Source organism: Actinoplanes aureus (assembly GCF_015704865.1).
Taxonomy (GTDB): Bacteria; Actinomycetota; Actinomycetes; order Mycobacteriales; family Micromonosporaceae; genus Actinoplanes; species Actinoplanes aureus.
Genome location: NZ_JADQTO010000003.1, coordinates 404,669 through 430,994 on the forward strand (window position 1 = coordinate 404,669; position 26,326 = coordinate 430,994).

25 protein-coding genes are annotated in these 26,326 nt (G+C 72.1%); 13 read left to right on the top strand and 12 right to left on the bottom strand.

Translation table 11 applies throughout. From position 1 onward, the window contains the following. Positions 1-53 precede the first annotated feature (53 nt). Complete coding sequence (locus I4J89_RS07735; protein ID WP_196413144.1) at positions 54-1,700, top strand: ABC transporter substrate-binding protein; 1,647 nt, start codon at positions 54-56, stop codon at positions 1,698-1,700. A 1-nt stretch (position 1,701) separates the two neighbouring features. Here I4J89_RS07735 and I4J89_RS07740 read toward each other — a convergent pair whose 3' ends face one another. The 3 genes from I4J89_RS07740 to I4J89_RS07750 form a co-directional block, all read right to left on the bottom strand. Further along, entirely contained in the window at positions 1,702-2,532 is an 831-nt protein-coding gene (locus tag I4J89_RS07740; protein ID WP_196413145.1) for an NAD-dependent epimerase/dehydratase family protein, read from the bottom strand. A 30-nt stretch (positions 2,533-2,562) separates the two neighbouring features. Then, entirely contained in the window at positions 2,563-2,889 is a 327-nt protein-coding gene (locus I4J89_RS07745; protein ID WP_196413146.1) for a TraR/DksA family transcriptional regulator, read from the bottom strand. A gap of 75 nt (positions 2,890-2,964) precedes the next feature. Continuing rightward, positions 2,965-3,366: a RidA family protein gene (locus I4J89_RS07750; protein ID WP_309238229.1), complete on the bottom strand. Its 402-nt coding sequence runs from the start codon at positions 3,364-3,366 to the stop codon at positions 2,965-2,967. 92 nt (positions 3,367-3,458) lie between these two features. Here I4J89_RS07750 and I4J89_RS07755 point away from each other — a divergent pair, with 92 nt between their 5' ends. After that, positions 3,459-4,448 carry a helix-turn-helix transcriptional regulator gene (locus tag I4J89_RS07755; protein WP_196413147.1) on the top strand — a complete coding sequence of 330 codons (990 nt, stop codon included), beginning with the start codon at positions 3,459-3,461 and terminating at the stop codon, positions 4,446-4,448. Here the strand turns inward: I4J89_RS07755 and I4J89_RS07760 are convergent. Genes I4J89_RS07760 through I4J89_RS07775 form a run of 4 tightly spaced genes read right to left on the bottom strand, consistent with a single transcriptional unit; the run spans position 4,393 to position 8,466 of the window. Beyond that, positions 4,393-4,809 (bottom strand): arsenate reductase ArsC, encoded by a 417-nt coding sequence (locus I4J89_RS07760; RefSeq protein WP_196413148.1) that lies wholly within the window; start codon positions 4,807-4,809, stop codon positions 4,393-4,395. The genes I4J89_RS07755 and I4J89_RS07760 overlap by 56 nt on opposite strands. Beyond that, the gene (locus I4J89_RS07765; protein WP_196413149.1) at positions 4,806-5,546 is read right to left on the bottom strand and encodes an aquaporin; all 741 of its coding nucleotides are present in this window, start codon (positions 5,544-5,546) and stop codon (positions 4,806-4,808) included. The genes I4J89_RS07760 and I4J89_RS07765 overlap by 4 nt, the downstream gene beginning before the upstream one ends. Next, positions 5,546-6,247, bottom strand: a complete 702-nt coding sequence (locus tag I4J89_RS07770; protein ID WP_196413150.1) for an arsenate reductase/protein-tyrosine-phosphatase family protein — start codon at positions 6,245-6,247, stop codon at positions 5,546-5,548. The genes I4J89_RS07765 and I4J89_RS07770 overlap by 1 nt, the downstream gene beginning before the upstream one ends. A 32-nt stretch (positions 6,248-6,279) precedes the next feature. After that, positions 6,280-8,466, bottom strand: a complete 2,187-nt coding sequence (locus I4J89_RS07775) for a PEP/pyruvate-binding domain-containing protein (protein ID WP_196413151.1) — start codon at positions 8,464-8,466, stop codon at positions 6,280-6,282. 72 nt (positions 8,467-8,538) lie between these two features. Here I4J89_RS07775 and I4J89_RS07780 point away from each other — a divergent pair, with 72 nt between their 5' ends. From I4J89_RS07780 to I4J89_RS07790, 3 genes are read left to right on the top strand one after another with little or no spacing between them, the layout of a single operon-like run. After that, entirely contained in the window at positions 8,539-8,877 is a 339-nt protein-coding gene (locus I4J89_RS07780) for a PadR family transcriptional regulator (RefSeq protein ID WP_196413152.1), read from the top strand. Beyond that, positions 8,874-9,530, top strand: a complete 657-nt coding sequence (locus I4J89_RS07785) for a permease prefix domain 1-containing protein (protein WP_196413153.1) — start codon at positions 8,874-8,876, stop codon at positions 9,528-9,530. Before I4J89_RS07780 ends, I4J89_RS07785 begins: the two co-directional genes overlap by 4 nt. A gap of 40 nt (positions 9,531-9,570) precedes the next feature. Further along, entirely contained in the window at positions 9,571-10,305 is a 735-nt protein-coding gene (locus I4J89_RS07790) for a DUF1963 domain-containing protein (RefSeq protein WP_196413154.1), read from the top strand. Between the two features lie 58 nt (positions 10,306-10,363). On the opposite strand, the gene I4J89_RS07795 is transcribed toward I4J89_RS07790, so the two are convergent. After that, positions 10,364-10,990: an AfsR/SARP family transcriptional regulator gene (locus tag I4J89_RS07795; RefSeq protein ID WP_196413155.1), complete on the bottom strand. Its 627-nt coding sequence runs from the start codon at positions 10,988-10,990 to the stop codon at positions 10,364-10,366. Positions 10,991-11,133: 143 nt separating this feature from the next. Between I4J89_RS07795 and I4J89_RS07800 the strand changes: the two genes are divergently transcribed. From I4J89_RS07800 to I4J89_RS07810, 3 genes are all read left to right on the top strand, one after another. Further along, positions 11,134-11,619, top strand: a complete 486-nt coding sequence (locus tag I4J89_RS07800) for a PPOX class F420-dependent oxidoreductase (RefSeq protein WP_196413156.1) — start codon at positions 11,134-11,136, stop codon at positions 11,617-11,619. Positions 11,620-11,655: 36 nt separating this feature from the next. Beyond that, positions 11,656-12,642, top strand: a complete 987-nt coding sequence (locus I4J89_RS07805; RefSeq protein ID WP_196413157.1) for a Kelch repeat-containing protein — start codon at positions 11,656-11,658, stop codon at positions 12,640-12,642. Positions 12,643-12,748: 106 nt separating this feature from the next. Next, positions 12,749-13,549 (top strand): alpha/beta fold hydrolase, encoded by an 801-nt coding sequence (locus I4J89_RS07810; RefSeq protein WP_196413158.1) that lies wholly within the window; start codon positions 12,749-12,751, stop codon positions 13,547-13,549. 15 nt (positions 13,550-13,564) lie between these two features. On the opposite strand, the gene I4J89_RS07815 is transcribed toward I4J89_RS07810, so the two are convergent. Continuing rightward, a complete protein-coding gene (locus I4J89_RS07815; protein WP_196413159.1) occupies positions 13,565-13,999 on the bottom strand; it encodes a VOC family protein in 435 nt (144 codons plus the stop codon). A gap of 121 nt (positions 14,000-14,120) precedes the next feature. Here I4J89_RS07815 and I4J89_RS07820 point away from each other — a divergent pair, with 121 nt between their 5' ends. Beyond that, positions 14,121-16,178 (top strand): sensor histidine kinase, encoded by a 2,058-nt coding sequence (locus tag I4J89_RS07820; protein ID WP_196413160.1) that lies wholly within the window; start codon positions 14,121-14,123, stop codon positions 16,176-16,178. On the opposite strand, the gene I4J89_RS07825 is transcribed toward I4J89_RS07820, so the two are convergent. Then, positions 16,175-18,685, bottom strand: a complete 2,511-nt coding sequence (locus tag I4J89_RS07825; protein ID WP_230858496.1) for a GAF domain-containing protein — start codon at positions 18,683-18,685, stop codon at positions 16,175-16,177. The two genes, I4J89_RS07820 and I4J89_RS07825, sit on opposite strands and share 4 nt — an antisense overlap. Before the next feature lie 234 nt (positions 18,686-18,919). Here I4J89_RS07825 and I4J89_RS07830 point away from each other — a divergent pair, with 234 nt between their 5' ends. The 3 genes from I4J89_RS07830 to I4J89_RS07840 all read left to right on the top strand — a co-directional run bounded on the left by I4J89_RS07830 (position 18,920) and on the right by I4J89_RS07840 (position 22,810). Further along, complete coding sequence (locus I4J89_RS07830; RefSeq protein ID WP_196413161.1) at positions 18,920-19,930, top strand: chemotaxis protein CheB; 1,011 nt, start codon at positions 18,920-18,922, stop codon at positions 19,928-19,930. Positions 19,931-20,091: 161 nt separating this feature from the next. Beyond that, on the top strand, positions 20,092-21,246 hold the full coding sequence (locus I4J89_RS07835) for an alpha/beta hydrolase family protein (protein WP_196413162.1): 1,155 nt from the start codon (positions 20,092-20,094) through the stop codon (positions 21,244-21,246). 79 nt (positions 21,247-21,325) lie between these two features. Then, the gene (locus I4J89_RS07840) at positions 21,326-22,810 is read left to right on the top strand and encodes a fibronectin type III domain-containing protein (RefSeq protein WP_196413163.1); all 1,485 of its coding nucleotides are present in this window, start codon (positions 21,326-21,328) and stop codon (positions 22,808-22,810) included. 8 nt (positions 22,811-22,818) lie between these two features. Here the strand turns inward: I4J89_RS07840 and I4J89_RS07845 are convergent, their stop codons facing one another. Beyond that, positions 22,819-23,508, bottom strand: a complete 690-nt coding sequence (locus I4J89_RS07845; protein WP_196413164.1) for a cation efflux transmembrane domain-containing protein — start codon at positions 23,506-23,508, stop codon at positions 22,819-22,821. Continuing rightward, complete coding sequence (locus I4J89_RS07850; RefSeq protein ID WP_196413165.1) at positions 23,505-23,882, bottom strand: ArsR/SmtB family transcription factor; 378 nt, start codon at positions 23,880-23,882, stop codon at positions 23,505-23,507. Before I4J89_RS07850 ends, I4J89_RS07845 begins: the two co-directional genes overlap by 4 nt. A gap of 114 nt (positions 23,883-23,996) precedes the next feature. Here I4J89_RS07850 and I4J89_RS51425 point away from each other — a divergent pair, with 114 nt between their 5' ends. Next, entirely contained in the window at positions 23,997-26,306 is a 2,310-nt protein-coding gene (locus I4J89_RS51425; protein WP_196413166.1) for a putative bifunctional diguanylate cyclase/phosphodiesterase, read from the top strand. Positions 26,307-26,326: the final 20 nt, after the last annotated feature.

Genomic DNA, 26,326 nt, shown 5'->3' on the forward strand with positions numbered 1-26,326 from the left:
CCCGGATTCGTTCCGGGCCGGGAATTCCGCAGTAAGATCCACACGGGGGAACCATGAGAGGGCACTGTCTCGCCACGCTGATCCTGACCGCCTCGGGCGTCCTGTCCGCCGGGCCGGCACCGGCCTCGGCGCTGGAGTCCGCTGCGACCGGCCGGACGCTCACCGTTCTCACCGCCCGAACCGAAATCAATTACGATCCGGCCGTGCTCACGCAGGCGGCGGTCAGCCTGCACGGCCTGGTGCTCCGCCGGCTGACCACCTGGGACGTGCGGCCGGGTGAGCCGACCCGGGTGGTGCCGGACCTGGCGACCGACACGGGTCGCAGCAGCGACGGCGGGAGGACGTGGACCTACACCCTCAAAGCCGGGCTTAAGTACGAGGACGGCACGCCGATCACGTCCGCCGACATCAAGTACGGCGTGGAGCGGTCCTTCGCCCCCGAGCACACCGGCGGGCTCGGATACCACAAAGCCCTGCTGACCGGCGGCGCTGACTACCGTGGCCCTTACGCGGGATCCCGGCTGGCTTCGATCGAGACGCCCGACCCGCGCCGCATCGTCTTCCGCCTTCGCATGGCGTATCAGGAGTGGCCCTGGATCGCCTCCATGCCGGCGTTCGTGCCGGTGCCGCAGGCCAGGGACGACGACCCGGCCACCTACGGGGACCGGCCGGTCGCCTCCGGTCCCTACATGTACCGGGCGTACCAGCCGGGCATCAGGCTGGAGCTGCTCCGTAATCCGCATTGGGATCGCGCCACCGACCAGGTTCGTACCGCTGAGCCGGACCGGATCGTGATGGAACTGGGCGTCAGCGCGCAAGACCAGGCCCAGCGGATGATCGCCGACCGCGGTGCCGACCGCGACGCCATCGCGCAGAGCGGCATCCCGCCGGAGTACATGGCGCAGGTGCGCGGCGACCCGGCCGTGCGGGGGCGGGTGCTCAACGGCGGACCGGACCGGCTGAACTACCTGGCGGTCAACACCCGCCGCGGCGCGCTGAAGCTGCTCAAGGTGCGACAGGCCATTCAGTACGCGGTGGACAAGCAGGCCTTCCGCGAGACCCTCAGGGGCACCCTCGGCGCCGTCCGGGTGGCCACCACCCTGCTGCCGCCCGGCACGGCGGGACGGGTCGACTACAACCTGTACGCCACGGACCCGTCCGGCGACGTCCCCAAGGCCAGGAAGCTGCTGGCCGACGCCGGCCACCCGGACCTGAAACTCACCCTGCGAACCGTGGACGACGAAGCCACCCTGGAGAGGGCCGGGACGATCCAGCGCGGCCTGGCGCGCGCCGGGATCACGGTGACCCTGAAACCGGTCACCGCCGCAGCCCTGGCGGCGTCGCTCAGCAAGGACACCGACTACGACCTGTGCCTCTACAGCTGGCTGGCCGACTTCCCGAGCCCGGCAGGCAACCTCCAGCCGCTCTTCGCGTCCAGCGAGACCGGCGGGGGACACAACATGTCCCAGTACGCCAATCCGGCCGTGGACGCCGCGATGGACCGGGCCTTGGCCGAGCCGGATCGGCGCAAAGCGGAAGCTCAGTGGGCCCGGCTGGACGAACGCCTGATGCGGGACGCCGCCGCGGTGCCCCTGATCAACACCGGACTCTCGGTGCTGAACGGTTCGAACATCCGGAACTTCGTCGTCTCCTCCACCCCGCAGTTCCCCGACATGCAGCGCATCTCCTTGGCGGCGTAGGTCAGCGCCAGGTGTGCCGCGGTTCGTACTCGAGCAGGCGCCGCGCCTTGTCGATGGAGAGCAGGGTCTCGTGCTCGCCCAGGTCCTTCGTCACCGGGACGTCCGGGTACACCTCGGCCGCGAGGCTCGCCGACGAACGGCTCATCACGGTGTCCGCGTTCGCGATGATGAAGATCTCCACGCCGGGGGCGTCGTAGGCAAGCGCCTTGCGTACGGCCTGCGCGCCGTCGCGGGCGTCGATGTAACCCCAGAGGTTCCATTTGCGCAGGTGCGGGTCTTCGTCGAACGAGGGGAACTCCGCGTAGTCCGCGGGTTCCATGACGTTCGAGAACCGTAGCCCGATCATTTTCAGTGTGGGATCCCAGCGGCAGAACTGCGCCGCCATGGTCTCCTCCAGGTGTTTGGCCAGGGCGTACCGGGACTCGGGGCGCGCCGGGTATTCCTCGTCCAGCGGGATGTACGGCGGCGGCGTGTCGAACGGGATGCCGAGCAGGGTCTCGCTCGAGGCCCAGACCACGTTGGTGATCCGCGCCGCCCGGGCGGCGGCGAAGACGTTGTACGTGGCGGTGATGTTGTTCTGGAACGTGGCGGCGTTGGCGGTCAGGCCGGGAGCGGGGATCGCCGCAAGGTGCACGACCGCGTCTATCCGGTCGTATCGGTCGTCGATCGCGGTGAGCGCCTCGATCGTCTGTCCGTAGTCGGTGAGGTCGATCCGGATGTCCGGGCGCTGCGCGGCCGCATCCAGGTTCACCACCTCGTTGCCGTGTTCGCGCAGGTCGGCGACTACGGCCCGGCCGAGCTTGCCGGTGCCTCCGGTGACGGCGATCCGCATGGCGGCCTCCTGTGAAGTGACTGGGGTGTTCTACGCGCACGCCATGCAGTGCCGGGCGAACGGTCGTGCGACGAGTCGCTCCTCGGCGATCGGCTGCCCGCATCGTTCGCAGACGCCGTAGGTCGCCGTGTCCACCCGGCGCAGCGCGTCGTCGACCTCGGCGATCCGCTCCCGCGCGGTGCTCAGCAGAGCGGTCAGCTGCGCACGTTCGAAGCCGATGGTGGCGCCTTCCGGATCGTGTTCGTCGTCGGCGTTCGAATCCCGGGATGCGGCGAACAGCGCCTCCAGATCCCGGGCCAGGGTCGCCGCCTCGGCTGCCGCGCTCGCTCGTAGCCGCAGCAGCTCATCCCGGACCATCTTCGCAGTTTACCGACCTGTGGCGCCGTGCCAGGCTACCCGTGCCGGTTCACCCGGCACGGGTAGCCGGGCGCGTCACGCCACAGCGGTTCCCTCGAGCTCGACCATCTGGCCGGGGATCGCCAGCCGTGTCACCCCGAGCATCGTGGTGGCCGGTGCCACCCCGGCGGCGCCCAACCGCGACGCCAGCACGCCGTAGTGCGGGAACAGCAGATCCACCTCGGTGGTGTAGACGTTGAGCCGGACGAGGTTCGCCAGGGACATGCCGGCCTCGCCGAGCACGGCCTCCAGGTTGTCCAGGCTCAACGCCAGCTGAGCGGCCATGTCACCGTCGTGCTGCGGCTTGCCGTCGCCGCTCATCGCGGTCTGTCCCGAGCAGTACAGGGTGCGGGTCTGCCCGGAGACGATCTCGCCCTGGTTGAACCCCATCTCCACCGACCACGTCCACGGGTTGACCGCCGTTCGTCGCACTGCCACATCAGCTCCATTCGATCCGTCGTTGACGTCCTGCTGACGAGCCTCGCAACGAATCACGACATCCTGTGTCGGGTATTCGGTAGGGTTCTCGGATGCGCGCCGATCGGTTGGTCTCGCTGGTCCTGCTGTTGCGCCAGCGCGGTCGGTTGACCGCCGACACGCTGGCCGGTGAGCTGGAGGTGTCCACCCGTACCGTGCTGCGCGACATCGAGGCGCTGTCCGCGGCCGGTGTCCCGGTCTACGCCGAGCGCGGGCGGCACGGCGGCTTCGCGTTGCTGCCCGGCTTCCGTACCGAGCTCACCGGACTGAACCACGACGAGGCCCTTGCCCTGCTGACCGCCGGATCAGGGCGCGGCGAGCAGGTGTTCGGCCTCGGCTCGGCGCTCGCTTCGGCCATGCGCAAGGTGGTCGACGCGCTGCCGGAGAGCGCGAGCGACGCGGCCCAGCGGTTTCTCGTCGAGCCGGAGACCGACCTGCTCTCCCGCCGGCTCGTCACCGAGCAGGTGCCCGGCACGACGATGATCGAGGTGCGGCGCGCGGTGCTCGCCGGACACAAGCTGCGCATCCACTACGCGGCCACGGGACAGGCACCACGGTGGCGCACGGTGGACCCGATCGGCCTGGTCACCGTACGAGACCGGGCCTACCTGCTGGCCACCAGATCCGGCGCGGACCGCACCTACCGGCTGTCGCGGGTGCTGGCCGCCGAGGAGCTTCCCGAACCGGCACAGCGACCGGACCGGGTGGACCTGGACCGGGCCTGGCGGGAACGCAGCGCGCGGTTTCTGGCCGACGGGCATATCGCCGTGCTGGTTCGGGTGAACCCGGCCCGGCGGGAGGACCTGCTGAGCACCGCGGTGGCCGTCCGCGCGGAGGAACCCGACGCGGACGGCTGGCTGCGGCTGGAGGTGACGTTCCAGGATCTGTGGCACGCCGAGTGGGCGCTGTGGCAGCTCGGCATGGACGCGGAAGCCCTGACCCCGCAGTCGTTGCGCGCTTCCCTGCGTAACCGCGCGGCCGCGATCGTCACCCGTTACGAACCGGAAGGAGGTCGGCCAGCAGCACCTCGACACGGGTCTTGATCTCGTCGCGGATCGGCCGTACCGCGTCGACGCCCTTGCCGGCCGGGTCCTCGAGTTTCCAGTCCTCGTAGCGCTTGCCGGGAAAGACCGGGCAGGCGTCCCCACAGCCCATGGTGACGATGACGTCGGACTCCCGGGCGGTGTCCCAGGTGAGTTTGGCCGGGGTCTGGTCGGTGATGTCGATGCCGGCCTCGCGCATCGCCTCGACCGCGGACGGGTTGATGGTCTCGGCGGGCGCCGAGCCGGCGGAGCGGACCTCGACCTTGTCGCCGGCGAGGTGGCGCAGCCAGCCGGCGGCCATCTGGGAGCGGCCGGCGTTGTGGACGCAGACGAACAGGACGGTGGGTCTGGTGTCGCTCATGATCTCTTTCCTTGAGGGGTCGGGTGCTCGACCACCAGCGTGTCGGCGGTCTCGCCGACGCCCGGGTAGAGCACGAGCAGCAGGCCGGCGCCGACAACCAGGCCGGCGATCTGGGCGATGACGTAGCCCGGAACCGAGGCGGGGGCGATGCCGGCGAAGGTGTCGGTGAAGGCGCGGCCGATGGTGACGGCCGGGTTGGCGAAGCTGGTGCTGGAGGTGAACCAGTAGGCGGCGCCGATGTAGGCGCCGACCGCGGCGGGGGCGACGGCGGAGCGGCCGGAACGTCCGAGGGCGAAGATCAGCAGCAGTAGACCGGTGGTGGCGACGACTTCGCCGAGCCAGAGGTGGCCGGCGGCGCGGTCCTTCGTGGAGAGGGTGACCGGGGCTAGGTCGAACATCAGGTTGGCGAGTACCGAGCCGGCGATGGCTCCGGCGGTCTGCGCCGACGCGTACCCCGCCAGGTCTTTGCCTTTCAAGCCGGTCCCGGTGCGCCGGCCGAGGAACCAGTCGGCGGCCGAGACGACCGGGTTGAAATGGGCGCCGGAGATGGGGCCGAAGGTGAGGATCAGCGCGCCGAGGGCGAAGGCGGTGGCGATGGAGTTCTGCAGCAGCTGCAGGCCGACGTCGCCGGGGGAGAGGGTGGTGGCCATGATGCCGGAGCCGACGACGGCGGTGACCAGCAGCGCGGTGCCGAGGAACTCGGCGAGCAGGCGCCGCCAGGGTGCGATGGAAGACATCAGGATGGGACTCCGGGTAATGGTTGGGTGGCCGGACCGAGCACCGGCGCGAGCCGTTCGATGCGGCCTTCGAGATCGGTGTAGGCGGCCTCGAAGGCGTCGTCGGTGTCGGCGCGGGCCGGGTCGGGCACCGACCAGTGCAGCCGGGGCCGGATCGGCCCGGTGAGATCTTCGTGGGCGCTGTCGCAGACGGCGATGACCAGATCCCCGTCGTGTACGACGTCACGGACGTGACTGGTGCGGGTGGGATCGAGGTGCAGACCGTGCCGGTGTGCGACCTGCACCGCCCGGGGATGCACCTGGCGGGCGGGTTCGGTGCCCGCGGAAGCGACCGGTCCGCCGACGCGGTCGCGCCAGAGCGCGGCGGCGATCTGGGAGCGGGCGGAGTTGTGCGTGCAGACGAACACCACCCGCTCGGCGCCGCGCAGCGGGGGCGGGGTCAGTGCGGCCAGTGTCGCGGGTTCGAGCCGCAGGTAGGTGCGGCGGCGGTCGCCCTCAGATCGGGTACGCACGACGAGCCCCGCCTCTTGCAGCACCTTGACGTGGTGCGCGACGAGGTTCGTCGGCATGGTCAGCGCATGGGCGATCTCGCCGGGGGAGGCGTCGCCGAGGGTGAGCGCGTCGACGATCGCGAGGCGGGCCGGCTCGCCGAGGGCGGCGTGGACGCGGGCCCGCGCCCGCAACGAAGCTTCAGCGTTCATTGAGTCAATACTTGCTGACCTAACGGCTGTGGTCAAGTACGGCGCGTCGTGACGGTCCCGGCGCTGCCGTCGACGGTGACGACCTGTCCGGTGTGCAGCCGGTGGGTGGCGTCGCCGGTGCCGACGACGGCGGGGATGCCGTACTCGCGGGCGATGAGGGAGGCGTGCGCGGCGAGCGTGCCGGTGTCGGTGACCACGGCCGCGGCCCGGCCGAACAGCGGAGTCCACGCCGGTGCGGTGGCCTTGGCGACCAGCACCTCGCCGTCGGCGAACGAGGCGAACTGTGCCGCGTCGTCGAGCACGCGGACCACACCGGTGGCGCGGCCCGCGGAGGCGGGGTGACCGACGAGCACGTCGCCGGTGCCGGTGATCGGTCCCCGGGCCTGGGTGACGGCGCGTTCGATCACGTCACCGACCAGGCGTGGCGGCCGGCCGAGGGTCAGCGGGGCGACGAGCCGCCGCTGACGCTGCCACCGTGCTCGCCGCTTGGTGACCACGTCCGCCGGGGAGCCGGGCGCGCCGGCCACGGCATCCCGTACCTCGTCGCGGGTGCGGAAGAAGATGTCGTCCGCGGAGTGGCCGAGGTGTTCGCCGAGGCGGAGTACGCCGGCCCGCAGCACCGGCCAGGCGAGGGTGAGCTCGCGCGCCTGGGCTTCCCGGATCACGGCGTAGCGCTGGTTCACCCGCAGCAGCCGCTGGAACTCGGCGAGCAGTCGTGGCCGGCCGGCGAGCGCCTCGGTGCACCGCCGCTCCGCGTCCTCGCGCCGGGCCGCCAGGCTGGTGGTCCGGGGTCCGGCACCGGGGGGCGTGTCGTGCAGCTCGCCCGCCGTGGGGTGGTACCAGTCCAGGGTGTAGACCGCGTGCCCGGGTACGTCGGCGACCGCGCCGGGCAGGCCGCTGAGCAGCGTGTGAACCCCGCCGTCGCGCGGTATGACCTGGGCCAGGTGGCGGCGCGTGAAGCGGGTCAGGCAGCCCTCCATCTTCCAGGCGGACCCGCCGACGATCGCCAGGTACCACAGGGCGATGCCGGCTTCGCGGGCCATGGCGTCGATCAGATGCATCAGCCGTTCCGGTCGCGCGGTGGCGGCCTCGGCGGCGGCGGCCGTGACGCAGCGCCGGTATCGGGGCGCCTGCTCATCGCGCCACGCCCGGTGCAGACCGGCCAGCACGGCCCGGTCGGCGCCGGCCGGATCACGGCTGACGTTGAACAGTGCGTGGTAGAGGATCCGGGCCGCCCCGAGCGCGGAACCGAGCAGCCGCGGGTTGAGCAGCGGGGTGGCGTTGTAGTACCAGCCGTTGACGATCGCGTACCGGAACGGCACCCGTACGCCGATGCTGTCGCTCATGCCGTCGAGGTAGCCGTCCTCCAGGGCGGGCAGCAGCCAGGTGGCGAACAGCGGGGTGACCGCCTCGGGCAGCCACTCGCCGAGCCGGAAATTGCGCATCCACAGCCCGGGCCCGGGCGGTGCCCAGGTCACCGGGTCCGGTAGTGCGGTCATCGGCCGGGCCTGCAACAGCCACAGCTCGCCGGCACGGTCGATGGCCCACTCGACGTCCTGCGGCCGGCGACAGCGGTCCTCGACCCGGCGCGCCAGGCTCGCGACGGCCGCGGCCTGTTCGCCGGCCAGTACCGCATCGGCACCGGACCGCGTCAGTGAGGGCGCGGCCCCGGCGGCGACGGTCCACAGCTCCCCGTCGGCGTCGCCGGAGACCAGCCGTTCGCCGAGCCCGGCGACGGCGGTCACGACAGTGCGCTGCCGGTCCCCGGTGACCGGGTCAGCGGTGAACGCCACGCCCGCGGACACCGCGTCGACCATCGTCTGGACCAGCACCGCCATGCCGGCCGACCCCGGCCGGTGATCCTGGTACGCGCGTACCCGGTCGCCGCCGGCGGCGGCGAAACAGCGGCGGATCGCGGCGGCGAGCCCGTCGGCGGGCACGTCCAGAAAGGTCTCGTAGAGCCCGGCGTACGAGGCGCCGGGCAGGTCCTCGGACTGTGCCGAGGACCGCACCGCGAACCGGCCGGCCGGCAGTCGCCGGGCCGCGCGGCCGACGGCGGCATCGAAGCCGGGGTCGTCCAGGGCGGCCGCGGTCACCACGAATCCGGGTGGGACCGCGAATCCCGCCGCGCCGAGCTCGGCCAGCACGGCGGCCTTTCCGCCGGCCCGGCGCCGGTCGGTGGCGTGACGAAGATCGATGAGCGCGGCGGGTGATGTCATCACCGCTCCATATGTAGGCTCACAAAGTATTGTGACGCTACAGTACACCTGGGACGGTGGTTTGTGCTTCCGATGCGACCGGAGCTTCTGAAAGGCCACCTCGACGCGCTGTTGCTGGCCGCGCTGGAGGACGAGCCCCGGCACGGCTATGCGGTGATCGAGACCTTGCGGACCGGCAGTGATGGGACGCTTGATCTGCCCACCGGCACCGTCTATCCGGCGTTGCACCGGCTGGAACGAGCCGGGCTGATCGCCAGCCGATGGCACACCGTCGGCGGGCGCCGCCGCCGCGACTACCAGCTCACCGCGGCCGGCCACGCCGCGCTGGCCCAGCACCGTGACACCTGGGACCGGTTCTCCGCCGCGGTGACCGCCCTGCTCGGCCGGCCCGTCACGCCGCCGACCGGATGAGCGCCGACCCGGCCGAGGATCGCATCGAGGCCTACCTCGGCGAGATCGCCGCGCTGCTGACCGGGCCACGGGGTCACCGCCGGCGGATCATCGACGAACTACGCGACGGCGTGCGCGAGGCCGCGGCCGATCATCTGGCTGCCGGCGTGCCCGCCGGCCACGCCGCCGATGCGGCGATCGAACAGTTCGGTCCACCGGAGGCGGTCGCTGCGGCCTTCGCCGGCGAACTTGCCATCGGGTACGCGCGCCGCACTCTGATCCTGCTGCTGTGCACCGGGCCGATCGTCGGCGTGTGCTGGCTGCTGGCGCTCGGGCTGACCCCGTGGCGTACCGGGATGGTCGTGCTGCTCGCCGTCATCCCCGCACTCCCGGTGGTGGCCGCCGCCGTCGTACTGGCCGCCCGGACCATCGCGACCACCGGCTCGCTCGTGCGTTGGCTGCCCGAGACCGGCCCTGGTCCGGCGCTGACCGCGACCGCCGTGGTGGCGGTCCTGGCGATTCTCGTCGACCTCGCGGTCGCCGGCCGCTATCTGTGGACGAGGCCGGGTGTCTCAGTAGCCGCGGCGCTCGCGCTGACGGCGAGCGGCTTCCGCATACTGGCCTGCCTGGTAGTCCTGCACCGCCTCCGGTCCTGGCGAGGCCGCGTTTCGTAGTGCGTGGACTTGTCGGACCCTTCAGGCACAATGCCCGGCCATGGATGTACGACAGGAGTTTCGGGGCGCGGCCCGGGAAAAAGGCGTGCCGGTGGACGAGATCGAGCGCTGGGTGCGGCTGGCCCGACCACAGACGGAGCTGGTGCCGGAGGGCGACGGCCTGCCTGCGGCCGGTCGGTTCGGCGGTCTCGCGGCGTTGCCGGAGGGCGAGGAGTGGCCTCCCGGGCAGTGTCTCGTGTTGACACTCGACCTCGCCGCGATTCCCTCGCACGGGCACGACCTTGACCTGCCGGCCGACGGGTCGCTGCTGTTCTTCGTCGAGCCGGACTTCACGCCCACCGAATGCCGGATCGTTCATGTACCGGCCGGCACTCCGGTAACCGAGCACCCGAACCCCGGCGTGCCGGTCTTCGATCCGATTCTGCTGCACGCTCGTGCCGGCTGGAGCCTTCCGGAGAACGAGCACGAGGTGCCGTTCGACCTTCGCTTGGACGACGAGGTCGAAGAGGCGATCGGCGAGGTGATGTGGTACCTCGAGGACAACGAATACGAGTTTTCTCTCGGCGGTTACGGCGCCGCCAGCACCGGCGGCGCGGACAACCCCATCCTCAACGCGAACGAGCACATCGTGCTAGCCACCGTCTGGCTGGACAAGGGGCAGGTGGGTGACGCGTTCGGCGAGACGCTGATCGTGGTCAACTTCATGATCAAGCATGCCGATCTGGCGGAGCGTGCCTTCGACCGGATCTGGCTGATGACTGACTTCAACGGCTGACCGGACGGCGATCGGTTCTTGGCGGCTGGGTTGACCGCTGGAAAGTGCGAAACACAGCCTAGGCCATCGACGCGGGGTCGGGCGGGAAGAGCTCGTGCCCGGCCCAGGGGTCGACCGCCTCGGGGTAGGCGGGCGTCGCCGCGACCGGTTCCGGGGTGGGTGGTGCGGCCAGCAGCTCCGAGGCGCTGGTGCGCTCCTCGTTGAGCCGGGCGCGGGCGGACTCGAAGACCGGCCCGGTCAGCCCGGCCAGCGGCTCGTCCTGCCAGAGGGCGAGCGCCTCGCGCACCTGACCGGTGGCGGCGTCGAGATCGCCGGTCTGGTGTTCGGTACGCGCGCGGGCCAGCCCGGCGCGGAACTGGCCGGCGTCGACGGCGTTCTCGCCGGCGCGGAGCACGTACCCGTCGCCGGTCAGTGCGAGCAACGACGTCCGCTCCGGGTCGAGGGCCCGGCGCAGCGCGCCGACGTACCTCTGCACCACGTCGACGGCGTTCTCCGGCGGGTCGCCGTTCCAGAGCGCGGCGACGATCCGCTGCACCGGCACGGGCTGGCCGGCGTGCAGGAGCAGCAGAGCGAGGACCGCCCGCTGCCTGGCCGGCCCGAGGTCCACCGGTTCGGCTCCCCGGAAGGCGCGGACCGGGCCGAGGATCTCGAACCGCAGCGCGACGGCGGACGAGCCGTCGGTCATCTCGATATCCCCCAGTGAGCGGCAGTTACCGGCAGCAGCATAGCGCCCTCGAAAATAGGTCACGTTGCAGAACATCTATAACGAAACTATCTGCTAGGGTCATTTGTGTTGACCATGGACGCCCGTTGAGAGGACCGAACCTGATGAGCGAGAACGACTACGGCCCCGGCCAAGGACCCAGCGCCCGGCCCCTCAGCGACGCCGAGTTGACCGGGATCCTCGGCCGGCAGCCGTTCGGCGTACTGGCGACCGTCAAGCGCGACGGTCACCCGCATCTGGCCTCGATGGTCTTCAGCTGGGACGCGCACCAGCGGATCATCCGGTTCTCGTCGGCCGAGGGGCGCGTCAAGGTGCGCCATCTGCGCCGCGATCCCCGCGCCACCCTGCACGTCCAGGGCGAGAGCGTCCTCTCCTACGCCGTCGCGGAGGGCGAGGCGCGGGTGTCGGAACCGAGTGCGCGGGCGGGCGACCCGGTCGGGCGCGAGCTGCTGGCGATGGCCGGGGGATTCGACGATCCGGCGGACGAGACGGCGTTCCTCGAGCAGATGGCGAAGGACCGGCGCGTGGTGATCAGCCTCAGCGTGTCCCGGCTGTACGGGGCGGCTCTGGACGGGCCGGTGCGCGACTGACGGGTCGCCATGCGCCCGGCGCCGCACACTGGTGGCATGCACAGGACGATGATGGCGATCCTTGTCGGCGTGCTTGTGTCGGTCACCGGGTGTACCGGCACGCCGACCGCTCGACGCGACACCGGGACCGGCTCGCCCGCCGCCGCCTCTGGCATCGATTGGCGGCGTCTACCCCCGGCGCCGTCGTCGCGCACCGAGGTCGCGGCCGCCGCGTCCGGAACGCGGATCGTGGTGGTCGGCGGATATCGCGCCGACGGCGCGACTCTGGCGAGCACCGAAATCCTGGACACCGCGGCGGGTGTCTGGCAGCGGGGACCCGACCTGCCGGTCGCTGTCAACCACGCGATGGCCGCCACCGTCGGCGACACCGTGTACGTCTTCGGCGGCCATCTCGCCGACGGCCGGCCGAGCACCGGCGCGTACCGGCTGGACGGCACGGCATGGCAACCGGTCGCGTCGCTGCCCGAAGGCCGGGCCGCCGGCACCGCCGTCGCCCTGGACGGGCTCGTGTACCTGGCCGCCGGGCTGGGTCCAGCGGGTCTGGCCGGCGAGATGTTCATCTACGACCCGGCCACCGACGGTTGGTCGAGCGCGCCCGGCCCGCCGACCCGGCGCGAACATCTGGGCGGCGCCGGCTTCGGGGGACTGGTCTACACGGTCGGCGGGCGGACGGGAGGGCTGGACACCAATCTTTCCGCGTTCGAGGCGTTCGATCCGCGTACCCGGCATTGGGTGTCTCTGCCTGACCTGCCCACCCGGCGCGGCGGCCTCGCGGCGACCGCGACGTGCACAGGCCGCGTCGTCGCAGTCGGCGGCGAAGCCGCGACGACGTTCGCGGAAGCCGAGGCCTTCGACATCCGAACGGGTACGTGGCAGGCGCTGGCACCGTTGCCGACCCCACGCCACGGGCTGGGTGTGGTGGCGATCGGTGACGTGGTGTACGCGCTGGCCGGCGGTCCTGAGCCGGGCCTGCACGTCGCGGACACGGTAGAGGCGCTGGACCTGCCCGGCTCCTGCCGCTGATCAGGCGCGGCCTCGAAGAAAAGCCGCGACGGGTGTCCTTCTGGCTCGGTGCCGTTCGTGGTGATGGCGTGGCTGACCTACACCACCACGTCCATGAGGAGAGACCGTGACCACGCACACCCTGGAAGTGCCGGGCGCGAGCCTGTACTACGAAGTCCGCGGCACCGGACCACTCGTGGCGCTCGTCGGCGCGCCGATGAACGCGACGTCGTTCGCGCCGCTCGCCGACCTGCTCGCTGCCGACCACACCGTGCTGACCACCGACCCCCGGGGCATCAACCGCAGCCGGGCCACCGACCCCGAGCGGGACTCGACCCCGGAGACGCGCGCCGACGACCTCAGCCGGCTCATCCACCACCTCGACGCCGGCCCGGCAGCGGTCATGGGCTCCAGCGGCGGCGCGGTCACCGCCCTGGCCCTCGTCCAGGCGCACCCCGAGCAGGTCCACACCGTCATCGCCCACGAGCCACCGCTGGCGGAACTGCTCGACGACCGCGACGACGTCCGCGCGCAGACCGCCGACTACGTCGCCACGTATCTCGCCGGTGACGTGGTCGGAGCCTGGACCAAGTTCTTCGACCAGGCCGGGATCGGCATCCCCGCCGATGTCGTGGAGCAGATGTTCGGCGGGGAGCGCGACCCGCAGGACGTCGCCGACGAGCACTTCTGGTTCGTCCACGAGCTGCGCGGATCCGCCCAGTGGCTGCCCGACGTCGCCCTGCTGCGGGACAGTCCCGCCCGCATCGTCATCGGCGTCGGCGCCGATTCCACCGGGCAGATCTGCGACCGCACATCGGCGGCCCTCGCCGCGCTCCTCGGCGTCGAGCGAACCACGTTTCCCGGCGACCACATCGGCTTCGTCGACCACCCCGGACCGTTCGCCGTCCGGCTCCGCGACGTGCTCTGACACCGGCGAGGCCGCTCAGTCGAGGCAGAACTCGTTGCCCTCGACGTCCTGCATCACGAGGCACGACTCGTTGTCCTCGTCGGCGAGCAGCAGCCGCACGCGTACCGCGCCGAGATCGACCAGTCGCGCGCATTCGGCCTCGAGCACGGCCACGCGTTCCGCACCCACGAGCCCGGTGCCGACCCGTACGTCAAGATGCACCCGATTCTTGACGATCTTGCCCTCGGGAACGCGCTGGAAGAACAGTCGCGGGCCCACTCCCGAGGGATCGACGCACGCGGACCACGCACCCCGCTGCTCCGGCGGCAGCTCGCGATCGACATCGTCCCAAGTGGCGAAACCCTCCGGCGGCGGCGGTAGGACGTACCCCAGCACCTCGCACCAGAACCGGGCGACGCGCCGCGGTTCCGCGCAGTCGAAGGTGACCTGAAACTGTTTGATCAACGCCATCGGATCACCCTAAGGGCAGGTCTTCCGCCGTCTCCACGGGCCGCCCCGGTTCCGGGCGCGGCTCAGCGATCAGCGGGTGCGGCCGATAGGAGTAGGTCAGATCTCGTGCGGAGGGTCACGGATGAGCTACCGGGTCTCGCTCCTGCGGACCGTGGTGTTCGCCCTGGTGTACCTGACGGCGGTGCTGGTCGGGCGCCTCACCGTGATGGACGGGACCAACCTGAGCATGGTGTGGCCGGCCGCCGGTGTCGCGGTGGTCTGGTTCTGCGCCCAGCGACGTACGCCCCGTTTCTGGATGGATGTCGTCGCGCTCGTCGGGATCTCCTACTACGCGAACCTGCTGACCGGGGCGACGGTCGCGACATCGCTGGCGTCCGCGGCCGCCAATCTGGTCCAGGCTCTGGTCTTCGTCGCGCTGTTACGGCGCTGGCGGCCCTCCCTGTGGGGCGCGAAGGGCACCGAGCCGATGCGGTCGCCCCGGGACCTCTGGAATGTGCTCGCCGCGTCGTGCGTCTCCACCGCCTGCGGAGTGCTGGTGGGCCCGACCAGCCGGTGGCTGCTCGGTGAGGACTACTCGTGGGTCTCGGCGGTGGTGTGGCTGTCCCGGAACACCGCGAGCACGCTGATCGTCGGGATGGCCGGGCTCTGCCTCGGGCAGGCGGTGGCGACGTACCGGGCCCGGCACGGCACGCTGACCGGCTGGCTCGGCCAGTGGATCGCCACGCTCGGTGAGACGCCGCGCTGGCGGATCGCCGAGTACGCGGCCCTGACGGTCTGCACCACCGCGCTGTACGTGGCGGGGTTCAGCTACGGGGACCGGCTGCCACTCACCTTCGCGGTGCTCGGCTTGACGGTGTGGGTGGCGACCCGGCTGGCGACGCCGTTCGTGATGGCGCACAGCCTGATCGTCGCCACCATCGCCGCGCTCTTCACGGTACGGGCGACGGGCCCGTTCGCGATCGTCGAGCACACCGCCTGGCGGACGATCATCCTCCAGGCGTTCGCCGCGATGGTCGCCGTGGTGGGGCTGGCCCTGGCGCTGGGGCGCGACGAACGGGACCGGCTGATGGCCGAGCTGGCGGAGCAGCGGGAGCAGGCGTCGCGGCACGCCGAGCTGATGACGGCGATCGTCGACTCGATGGCGGACGGCCTGACGGTCACCGATGCCGCCGGCCGGGTCGTGCTGCGCAATCCCGCCGCGATACGCCTGCTCGGCGACAGCGGCTACTACGGGTTCTTCCGCCCGGACGGCTCCCGCTACGCCGAGGAGGAACTGACGTTCCTGAAGGCGCTGGCCGACGAGGAGGTGCGCGGGGTGGAGATGCTGATCCGCGACCCGGGGGCGCCCGAGGGCCGTTTCGTCCAGATCACCGCCACCGCCCTGCCGAACCCGGACGGGAGCCGCTGCGCGGTCGTCCTCTACCACGACGTCACGGCCGAACGCCGCCACCGCGACGAGCTGACCAACTTCGCCGGCGTGGTCGCGCACGACCTGCTCAATCCGCTGGCCAGCGTGGACGGGTGGACGAGCGCCACGCTCGACGCCCTGGAGCACGTGCCGGCACATCCGGGGCTGGACCAGGCGCGTGCGGATCTGGCCCGTCTGTCCCGGGCGTCCGGGCGGATGCGGTCGCTGATCGAGGACCTGCTGGCGTACACGACAGCCCGGGACGCCACCGCCGCTCCGGCATGGGTGGATCTCGCCGCCGTGGTGGCCGAGATCGCGAGCGCACGCGCCGACGCCGCCGTCGCCGCGGGCAAGCCCGAGCCGCGGTTCACCTTCGGTGAGCTCCCGCCCGTGCACGCCGACCCGGTGCTGGTGCGGCAGTTGCTGGACAACCTCATCGGCAACGCGATCAAGTACACCGCGTCCGGTGTCACGCCGGCCCTGACCGTCACGGCCACCCGCGAGGGCGATCTGGTCCGGGTCTGCCTCGCCGACAACGGCATCGGCATCCCGGACGGGCAACACGACGCCATCTTCGCCAACTTCCACCGCGCCCACCTCGGCGGCGGCTACCTCGGCACCGGCCTCGGCCTGGCGATCTGCAAGCGGATCGTGGAGCGCCACGGCGGCACGATCACCGCGGCGGACAATCCCGGCGGCGGATCACGCTTCTCGTTCACGCTGCCCTCGGCGGCCGCCGCCCCGGCGGTGCGGGCGCTGGCGACGGCCTAGGCCGGGGCGGTTTCCTGGCGCAGGGGCAGGCGGATGCACGCGATGGTGCCGGAGGGGTCGTTCGCGGACAGGTGGATGGTGCCGTGGTGCAGCCGGACGATGGCGCGGGCCAGGCTGAGCCCGAGGCCGCTGCCGGACGTGCCGTGGTGGCGGACGTTGCTGCCGCGGAAGAACCGGTCGAAGACGCGTTCCCGTTCCTGTTCCGGGGTGCCGATCCCGCTGTCGATGACGCACAGCTCGGCGGTGTTGCCGGCCTGCTGGAGGCGGATGCGCACGTCACCGCCGGACGGGCTGTACTTCAGGGCGTTGATCAGCACGCCGTCGACGACCTGCCGCAGCCGTGCGGGATCGCCGTCGACTACCAGCCGGGGTGGCAGGTCGGCGTGCACCCGCACGCCGGTGCCGGCCGTACTCCGGTGTGCCGCGGTGACGGCGCCGCCGACGATCGCGGTGAGATCGACCTGGCGGACTCGCATGTCCAGGTGCCCGGATTCGAGGCCGGCCAGTTCCAGCAGGCTGTCGATGGTCATTTGCAGCGCCTCGGTGTTGCGGGCGATGGCGTGGACCATCTGCCGGTCCTCACCGGTCAGCCCGGTGGGGTCCTCGTCGAGCAGGGTGGCGTTGGCGGCGATCGAGGTCAGAGGTGTACGCAGTTCGTGGCCGACCAGGGTGATGAAGTCGTCCTGGGCGCGGGCGAGCTGCCGGGCGAGCTCCTGCGCGCGGCGCAGCGCGACGAAGACGCCGATCTGCGCGGCGACCCCGTCCAGCAGGACGGTGAGCAGGTCCTCGTGGACCTCGGGCGCGGCCGCGTAGCAGGTGAGCACGCCGACCAGGGTGGCGCCGTCATGGATCGGGACGGACAGCACGGTACGGATGCCGCGCCGCATGAAGGCCTGTTCCCGGCGTTGTTCGTACGGGTGGCGCAGCTCGGGACTGGCCGTGACGTCGGCCACCCACATCGCCTGCCCGGATTGCCACACCCGGCCGGTGACGCCGTGGCCGCGCACCGGAGTGTGCCCGAAGAGCGGGTCCTCCTGGGCACCTTCGGCGTCCCAGTGCCCGACCGAGCGCAACTGTCCGGTGGGCTCGTCGATGAGGTAGAGCTCCGCGTACGGCCAGCCCAGTGCGGTGGCGACCGCCCGCAACACGGTGGGCGCGGCGCCGGCCACCGAACGCGCCGTTCGCAGCACCTCCTGCACGTCCCGGTGGCAGGCCCGGAACCGCTCGGCCCGGCGCATCGCGGTGACGTCCTGGGCGACGGCCACCGCACCGAGCGGCCGCCCGTCACCGGCGCGGATGGGCTGGGCGGCGCTGGCGAAGACGCGGACCTGATCACCCGGCCTGGCGGTCAGGATGTCGATGTCGTCCAGGTGCTCGCCCCGCAAGGCGCGCATCAGCGGAATCTTCTCCCACGGTATCGGCCGCATCGCGGGATCGTGCAGCACCCCGTCGATGGACGCGGGGTAGTCCTCGGGCAGCGGGGCGGTCGCCGGCAGGCCCTGCAGCTCACGCAACACCCGGTTCACGACGACCACCCGTCCCGCTTCGTCGCATGCGATGACGCCGACGTTGAGGCTGTCGAGCAGCGCGGTGAGGAAACCATCGTGGCGTTCCGCGAGTTCCCGGATGGCGGTCTGCTCGGACAGGTCGTTGAGAAAGAGGCAGGCCAGTGGGCCGGCCGCGCCGCGGACCACGGACAGGGCCACGCGTACCCGTACCCGGTGGCCGTCGCGGTGCCGCACGCTGATCTCACGCAGCACCGGGCGGACGGGGCGGTGGGTGAAGAGCCGGTCCAGCGCCGCCCGGATCGGTCGCCCGGCGTAGTCGGGCAGCACGGTGTCGTCCAGGCGCCGCCCGCACACCTCGCCGGGCGCGTAGCCGAGCATGTCGTGGGCCGCCCGGTTGAAGCCGACCACGATCGCGTCCGGGTTCACCGCCAGGAAGGCCTCCTGCACGCTGTCCAGGAGGGAGGCGGTGTCCAGCGTCGCCACCGCCAGCTCGGCCGGCCCGGCGACCGCCGGGCGTACCAGGTCGGCGCTGTCGACCAGGGCGGTGATCTCGCCGTCGGTCCAGCGCCGGGCCGCGGTGTCCATGACGGTCAGCGATCCCACCGGACGGCCCTCGGCGTCGTGCACCGGCACACCGAGAAACGCCCGGATCCCGTACTCGGCGGCCAGCGGATGGTCACGAAGCCGGCCGTCGTGGTCGCGGCGCATGTCGCCGCAGGACACCGGGCGGTTCCGGCCGACGACGTATTTGCACACCGAGTACGTCAGCGGCGCGCGCCTCGACGCGGTGAGGGGCTCGGGCAACCCGTACGCGCCGACGAAGTACTCCTCAGTGCCGCCGACCAGGATCACCGCCCCGATGGGTGCGCGCTGCAGCCGGGCCGCCAGCCGGGCGACGGCATCCAGCGGGATCGGCTGCGCCGGTAATCTCCGGCGCACGTGGTCCACCGCCGCCACCCGTGCGAGGTCACTGATCACCGCCTCGTCGAAATCGATCATGGATCGCCCTGATTCGTCGTGCGGCTCGCGCGCCACCCAGCATCCAGACCTGCATTCCCGCTCTGTGCTGGAGAAACCTCCGGTCTCCCGTACCCGCTTCCGCTGCTCGCGTCCGGGTTATCGACGGAAACCCCCTGATCCAGTGCAGTCCAGCGGCCGAGGGTGTGATCGCCGGTTCCAGGGGAAGGCGCGGTCCAGTCGCCGGATCTGCTGGCGGGACGAAAGTGACTTACCATGTCAGATCGTGATCTCGTGGTGGTGGGCGGCTCGCTCGGTGCCCTGGAGGCCGCCACCGCCCTGCTCGCCGGCCTGCCCGGGGATCTACCCGCGGCCGTGCTGATGGTGATCACCCCGGCCCGGCCCCGTGACGCCGAAGCCCTCGACGGCGCCGGCCCCCTGCCGGTCGTGCCGGCCACCCACGGTGACGCGCTGTCGCCGGGCCGCGTCTACGTCGCCCCACCCGACCGGCACCTGCTCGTCGGCCCGGACAACCGGGTGCACCTCAGCAAGGCGCCGCAGTATCACCGGCTGCGGCCCGCGATCGACCCACTGATGCTGACCGCCGCACGCTGGGCCGCTCACCGTACGGTGGGCGTCCTGCTGTCCGGTGTGTTCGACGACGGCATCGCCGGCCTCGCCGCGCTGGGCCTGCACGGCGGGATGACCGCCGTCCAGCATCCCGACGACGCGGCCTATCCCGACCTGCCGGGCGTCGCGATCCGCATGCGACCCGACCACGTCGCGCCGGCCACCGGCCTCGCCGTCGCGCTGCCCGGTCTGCTCGGGACACCAGCGTCCACACCAGTCGATCCCGATCCTGTGCTGACCATGGAGACCGACATGCTCACCCACGACACCGCCGAAGGGCCGGGCGGCCAATTCGGCCACCCGGTTCCCGTCGGGTGCCCGGACTGCGGTGGCGGCATGCACCGCGTCGACATCGCCGGCACCATCCGGTACCGCTGCCACGTCGGGCACGCCTTCGCACCGCACAGCATGCTCGCCGCCCAGGGTGAGAACGTCGAAGCCGGTCTCCTGACCGTCGCCTCCACCCTGCGCGACCGGGCCGAGATCTACCGGCAACTGGCGGCCCGGGCCGATACCGCCGCCGACGCCGACCGCTACCGCGACGCGGCGCGGGAGACCGGCAAGACGGCGGCCACCCTCCAGGACCTGCGCCAGCAGCTGTCCTCCGTCCTGCCGATGGAACAGCCGGAGAGAGAGCGGGTCGGTCACCACGGATGACGGGCGCCGCCGAGGTGGCATCCGCCGTGGGATGTACCTCCTCCGGACGACGTGCCGTCCGTGGTGTGTACGGCCGGGCCGACATGTCGCTCGGCAGCCGGAGGTGTCCGGCGGCCAGCCGTTCCTAGCATCGGTCGACTCCGATCGAAAGGAACGTACCCATGGGGGAGACCAGACGCTGGCGCGCCGTTGTGGTGGCTGCTGTCGCCGGCCTGCTGATGCCCGCGACAGCCGTCACCGCGGCGAGCGCGAGCGAGCCCTTGCACCTGGTGGCGCCGACCGGCCCGCACCAGGTCGGCGCCACCGAGCTGTATCTGAAGGACACCTCCCGAGCCGACCCGTGGGTTCCCGAGCAGAACGCGCGGGAGCTCATGGTGACGCTCTGGTATCCGACCCGGGCCCGGCACGGGACCGCGACGGAGTACCTGTCGGCGGGGGAATCGCGGCTGATGGTCGAGGGCAAACGCCTGACCGGCGTCGACCCGGAGATCTTCAGTACGGTGCGGACGTACGCCTTCGTGGACGCGCCCCCGGCGGGTCGCCGGCACAGTCTCCCGCTGATCGTGTTGTCGCCCGGCTACACCCAGCCCCGGGCCACCCTGTCGGCGCTGGCCGAGGACCTGGCCAGCCACGGGTACGTGGTGGCCGGCGTCGACCACACCTACGAGACGCACGCGATCACGTTCCCCGATGGCCGCGTCACCGGCTGCGCGGCCTGCGAGCAGGACGGCGAACGTCCGTTCTTCGGCAAGCTCTACCAGAGCCGCGCGGCCGACGTCTCGTTTGTCATCGACCGGCTGACCGGCCGCGACCCCGCGTGGCGGGGCAGCCGCCTGATCGACGCCTCACGTATCGGCATGTCCGGCCATTCGGCCGGCGGCGCCAGCGCGATCGCGGCGATGGTGCGTGACCCGCGCATCGACGCCGGCATCGACATGGACGGTACGACCGACACCGGCGGCGACAGCATGATCCCGGCCGCCGGGCTCGCGCGCCCGTTCCTGCTGTTCGGCTCGCCCGACCACGCATCCGGCGGCCGGGACGCCTGGTGGGACAAGGACTGGGCGGGGATGACGGGATGGAAGCGGTGGATCACGGTGGCCGGCACCGAGCACGCGTCGTTCACCGACCTGGGGCTCTTCGCCGATCAGCTCGGCATCGACATCGGCGCCACGACCCCGGGGATCCGGGCGACTGAGATCACCCGCCGGTACAACCGGGCGATGTTCGACAAGCACCTGCGCCACCGGCCGCAAGCCATCTTGAACGCCGCTTCGCCCCGGTTCCCGGAGGTGGCCATCGTGGCCCGGTCGTAAGACCCGCGTGCGGCGCCTATTGACAGTGTGGGAGCGCTCCCGTTCGATATGCATCAATGCCCCGGCGAAAGGACGCCCCGTGAGCCCATCGCTTCGCCGTCGTGGCGCCGTCCTGCTCATCACCGCGGTGGCCGCGGTCGCCGGCACCGCCGTGCCGGCGTCCGCGGCCCCCTCCGGTCCGGCCACGCCGGTCACCCTCTGGGCCAGCACGCTCGGCACCGGCATCTCGCTCACCTGGGAACAGCCGCGCTCCGGTTCCCCGGCGACCTCCTTCCGCGTGTACGAGAACGACTCCGTGGTGGCACGCGTCAGCACCACCGCCGCCCATCTCGAGGTGCCGTTCGGGTCGTCGCACACCTACACCGTGGCGGCGGTCGACCACCGCGGCCGGGAGTCGGCGCGCACCGCACCGGCCTCCGGGCGGTCCTGGCTGTACGGCTACAACCCGGAGTGCATGCCGGTCTCCGGGGTACCGATCACGGTCACCGAGGTCACCGCGACGGCGATCAGCGTCTCCTGGTCGCGGCACTCGCTCGGTGGTGACCTGGAGTTGCGGGTCGACGGCCAGAGCCTCGGCTGGACCTCCTCGACCGGTGCCCGGGTCGGCGGCCTGGCTCCCGGAACGGACCACCACGTCGTGCTCTACCGCCTGAACCGCTGCCACACGGGCGGCGGCGGTGTCGTCCCGGTGGCGTCGACCACCGTCACGACGGCCGCGGGCGGTGCCACGCCGCCGCAGGCACCCTCCGGCCTGACCGTGACCGGCCGGACCGACTCCACCATCGGCCTGGCCTGGACAGCGCCGCCGGGACCGCGACCGGCCCGCTATGCGGTGTACGACGGTGCGACGCTCGTCGCCGTTACCTCCACGACGACCGTCACCGTGGATCGCCTCCACCACGCCACCTGGCACCGGTTCACGGTCGCGGCACTGGACGCGGCGGGCAACGAGTCCGCGCACAGCGCCGCCGCCACGGCCGGCACCGAGACCTGCCTGAGCGAGCCGCCCCGGCCGGTGGCCCTGACCGCTACCGCCGTGTCGTCCAGCTCGGTGCGATTGTCCTGGACTCTGGAGGCGGCGGCGACGTCGTACACCGTCTTCGACCGGGGCGTCGCGGTCGCGACCACGCGTTACCCGCAGGTGGTTCTGACCGGGCTGCCGCCGGCGTCGGAGCACGCGTACCGGGTCGTCGCCACGCTCGCGCAGGGATGCGGTGAGAGCCCGCGCAGCCGGCGCGCCGAGATCACCACCCCCGGCGGCCCGGCCGCCCGCCCGGCGGCGCCCGCCACCCTCGCCGTCACCGGCAACGTTCCCGGGTCCTGGCCGTCCGGAGCGCAGCTGACGCTGACCTGGTCCGCCTCGGCCGGCGGCGAGCAGCCGGCCGGCTACCGGGTGTACGAGGGCGCCGCGGTCGTCGGCGAGACCGGTGGCACGTCGCTGACCCTGCCGGTGGGCGCGGCCACCACCCACGAGTACGTAGTGGTCGCCGTGGACGCGGCGGGCAACGAGTCGGCGCCGAGCCCGCGGGTCACGGTGCAGGCCATGTACATGCCGCCGCCCTGACCTCCCGGTCAGCACGCATCGGCGCAATCCGGTCCGCAGCCGCAGCCCTCACGCCCGCTGTCCGCGACGGGCACCGCGCAGTCGTCGCACTGCTCGCCGCGCCACGCCTGGACGCCTTCGCGAGCGGCGACGGCGGCGATGACCAGCGCGGCCACCGGGTCGGCCCACCACCAGCCGAGCGTGGCGTTGAGCAGCAGGCCGGCCAGGACGATCGCGGACAGGTACGTGCACAGCAGGGTCTGCGTGGAGTCGGCGACCACGGTGGCCGACCCGAGTTCCCGGCCGGTGCGCCGTTTCGCCCACACCAGCAGCGGCATCACCACGACCGAGGTGGCCGCGACGGCGATCCCGGCCAGGGACGTGCCGGCTTCCTCCGCGCCCAGCAGCGAGCGCAGCGCGTCGAAAGTGACCCAGGCGGCCAGGGCGAAGAACGACACGGCGATCAGGCGCAGCGCCAGGCGCTCCCGGGTCTCCGGCATGCGGGACCGGAACTGCCAGATCACCACCAGGGCACTGGACACCTCGACGAAGGAGTCCAGTCCGAAGCCGAGCAGCGCGGCCGAGGACGCCGCGCCGGCGGTGACCGCGACGGCGCCTTCGAGCAGGTTGTATCCGGCGGTCGCGTACGCCAGGCGCAGGCTGCGCCGGTTGAGTTGCGCGCGCCGCCGGGGCGACAGCAGGGCAGCCGGGCTGCTCATCGGCTCATCGCCTCGCGCGGCGGGGACGGGCGGCCGGTGGGGCAGAGCGCCACGGCGGCGCCGGTCGCGGCGAGCAGCCCTTCGGCGGCGGCCAGCAGGTCGAGCAGCTCGGGGCGGGTAAGCGCGTAGAACGACTGCCGGCCCTCGGCGCGGTAGTCGACCAGCCCGCAGTCGCGCAGGCAGGCCAGGTGCTTGGACACGGTGGACTGCGCCAGGCCCAGCTCGCTGGTCAGGTCGACGACCCGGGCCTCGCCGGCGGCGAGGCGCTGCACGATCCTCAGCCGGGTCTCATCCCCGAGGGAACGGAACAGCGCCACGGCCGGTGTCATCCCGGCCGCGACCGCGGCGTTCACGCAGCCATCATTCATCGCCATCCGGTGATGATAGTCCTCAGTCGTGATGATTGCTGTCACGGGGCGCCTCCCTCCCGGCAGGTCTGCTGGCGGTCCCGGTCTCAACCCGCGCGGCGGCGAGCCGATGAGATCACTGTGAAGACGGCGCCGGTCACCTCGCCGATCGCCGCCGCGGCCGTGCCGCCGTGGCGGCCGACCCGCGGCCTCGTGGTCGCCAGCGGCCTGGTCGTGATCGCGGTGATCTGGTTCGCGATCGGCCTGGTCCGCGACACGCCCCCGGTGCTCGGCTGGCTGCCCCTGCTGATCTCGGTGCCGATCGCGGTGGTCGCCTCCTGGCGAGCCGCGGGCGGGGGCCGGACGCTGTGGCGGTACGTGTCCGCCGGCATCCTGCTGATCGGCCTGGGTGCCGTCCTGAACGGATTCGACTACCTCAGCGGCCGGCAGCAGGGCCAGCACATCAGCGGCCTCACCGCGGCCGTGTACACCTCCGGCCTGGTGGCCATCCTGCTCGGCCTGCTGCGTATCCCGGGCGCCCGCCGATCACGGATCGAGTGGCTGCGCTTCGGCCTGGACATCGCCACGGTGATCGTCACCGTGCTGACCCTGTGCTGGCACCTGGTCTACCACCGCTGGGAGAGCTGGCTCAGCGACAGCGTCAGCGGTGCGGTCACCGTGCTGATCGTCGTGGTCGCCGGCTTCATCTGTGTCTTCGCGTTCGTCAAGGTGGCCTTCACCGGCACCGGCCCGATCGACCGGCGGGCGCTGCACCTGCTGGTGCTGACCGGAGCGGTCGGGGCGGGCGGCGGGGCGCTGGCGCCGCTGGTCGCCTCCCGCCCGTACCTCAACACCGCGCACGTGCTGCTGCCGGCGGTCTCCCTGTGCGTGTGCCTGGCCGCCGACCGGCAGCTGCGCGCCGCCCGGGCCGGCCGGCCCGCGCCCCGCCCGCTATCGCGGCGCCCGAGCGTGATGCCGTATGCGGCGGTCGTCGCCACCGGCGGCCTGCTGCTTTACAGCACCGTTCGGCACACCGCCGACCTGGTGGCGATCGCCGTGGGCGCCGTCACCGTGACCCTGCTGGTCGCGGCACGCCAGCTCGTGGCCCTGCGGGACAACGCGCTGCTGCTCGAGGACCTCGACGCCCGGCAGCGCGAACTGGCGCACCAGGCGACCCACGACGCCCTGACCGGCCTGCCGAACCGTACCGTGCTGGTCCGGGAGATCACCGCCGCGCTGGCGGCCGATCCGGCCGCGGTGAGCGTCGCCCTGATCGACCTCGACGACTTCAAGGAGATCAACGACGACCTCGGGCACGCCGTCGGCGACGCCCTGCTGATCGCCGTCGCCGACCGGATCGCGGCGCAACTGTCCGCCGGCGCCATGGTCGCCCGGCTCGGCGGCGACGAGTACGCGCTGCTGCTGCGACACGGCGACCACGACGCGAGCCTGAAGACGATCGCCGCCCAGCTGAGCCGGCCGGTGCACGCCGCCGGGCACGACCTCGTCGTGGAGGCCAGCTTCGGCCTGGCCCCGGCCCGTGCCGACGACACCGCCGACGAACTGCTGCGACGCGCCGACGTGGCGATGTACGAGGCGAAAGGCCAGGGCAAGGGCCGCCGGGTCGCCTACACCGCGGAGATGGACCAGCGCACCGCCGAACAGTCCCGGCTCGCCGCCGACCTGCGCGCCGCGCTCGACACCGACCAGCTGCGACTGCTCTACCAGCCGATCGTGTCGATGCCGGGCGGCGAACTGTACGGGGTGGAGGCGCTGGTCCGCTGGACCCACCCGGAGCGCGGCCCGATCAGTCCCGGCGCGTTCATCCCGATCGCCGAACGCACCGGCCAGATCGTGCCGCTCGGCGCCTGGATCCTGGAGCAAGCCTGCCGGCAGGCCGCCACCTGGCTCGACGAGCTGGGCGACGCCGCTCCGCGTACGGTCACCGTCAACGTGTCGGCCCGGCAGCTGCGCGAAGCCGGTTTCGCCGGCGAGGTCGACGCGGTACTGCGCCGCACCGGCCTGCCGCCGCACGTGCTGACCGTCGAGGTCACCGAGACCGCCGTGTTCGACGGCGGAGCGGCGCTGGCCGAGCTGCGGGCGATCGCCGCCCTCGGCGTCAGCATCGCGCTCGACGACTTCGGTACGGGGCACTCGTCGCTGGGCCTGCTGCGCAGCTGCCCCGCCGACATCCTCAAGGTCGACAAGTCGTTCATCGACGACATCACCGAAGGCGGCCAGCACGCGGTCGTGGTGGCGGCCCTGATCGGCATCTGCGACGGGCTGCGGCTGCGCGCCGTCGCCGAGGGTGTGGAGACCGCCGAGCAGGCCGCCGAGCTGCACCGCCTCGGATACCGGTTCGCCCAGGGCTTCCACTTCGCGCGCCCGATGCCCGCTGACGCGATCGCCGCCTACCGCCCGCCGGTCGTTTCCCGTATGGCCGCTATTTGATGTAGTCACCGTCGTGGACT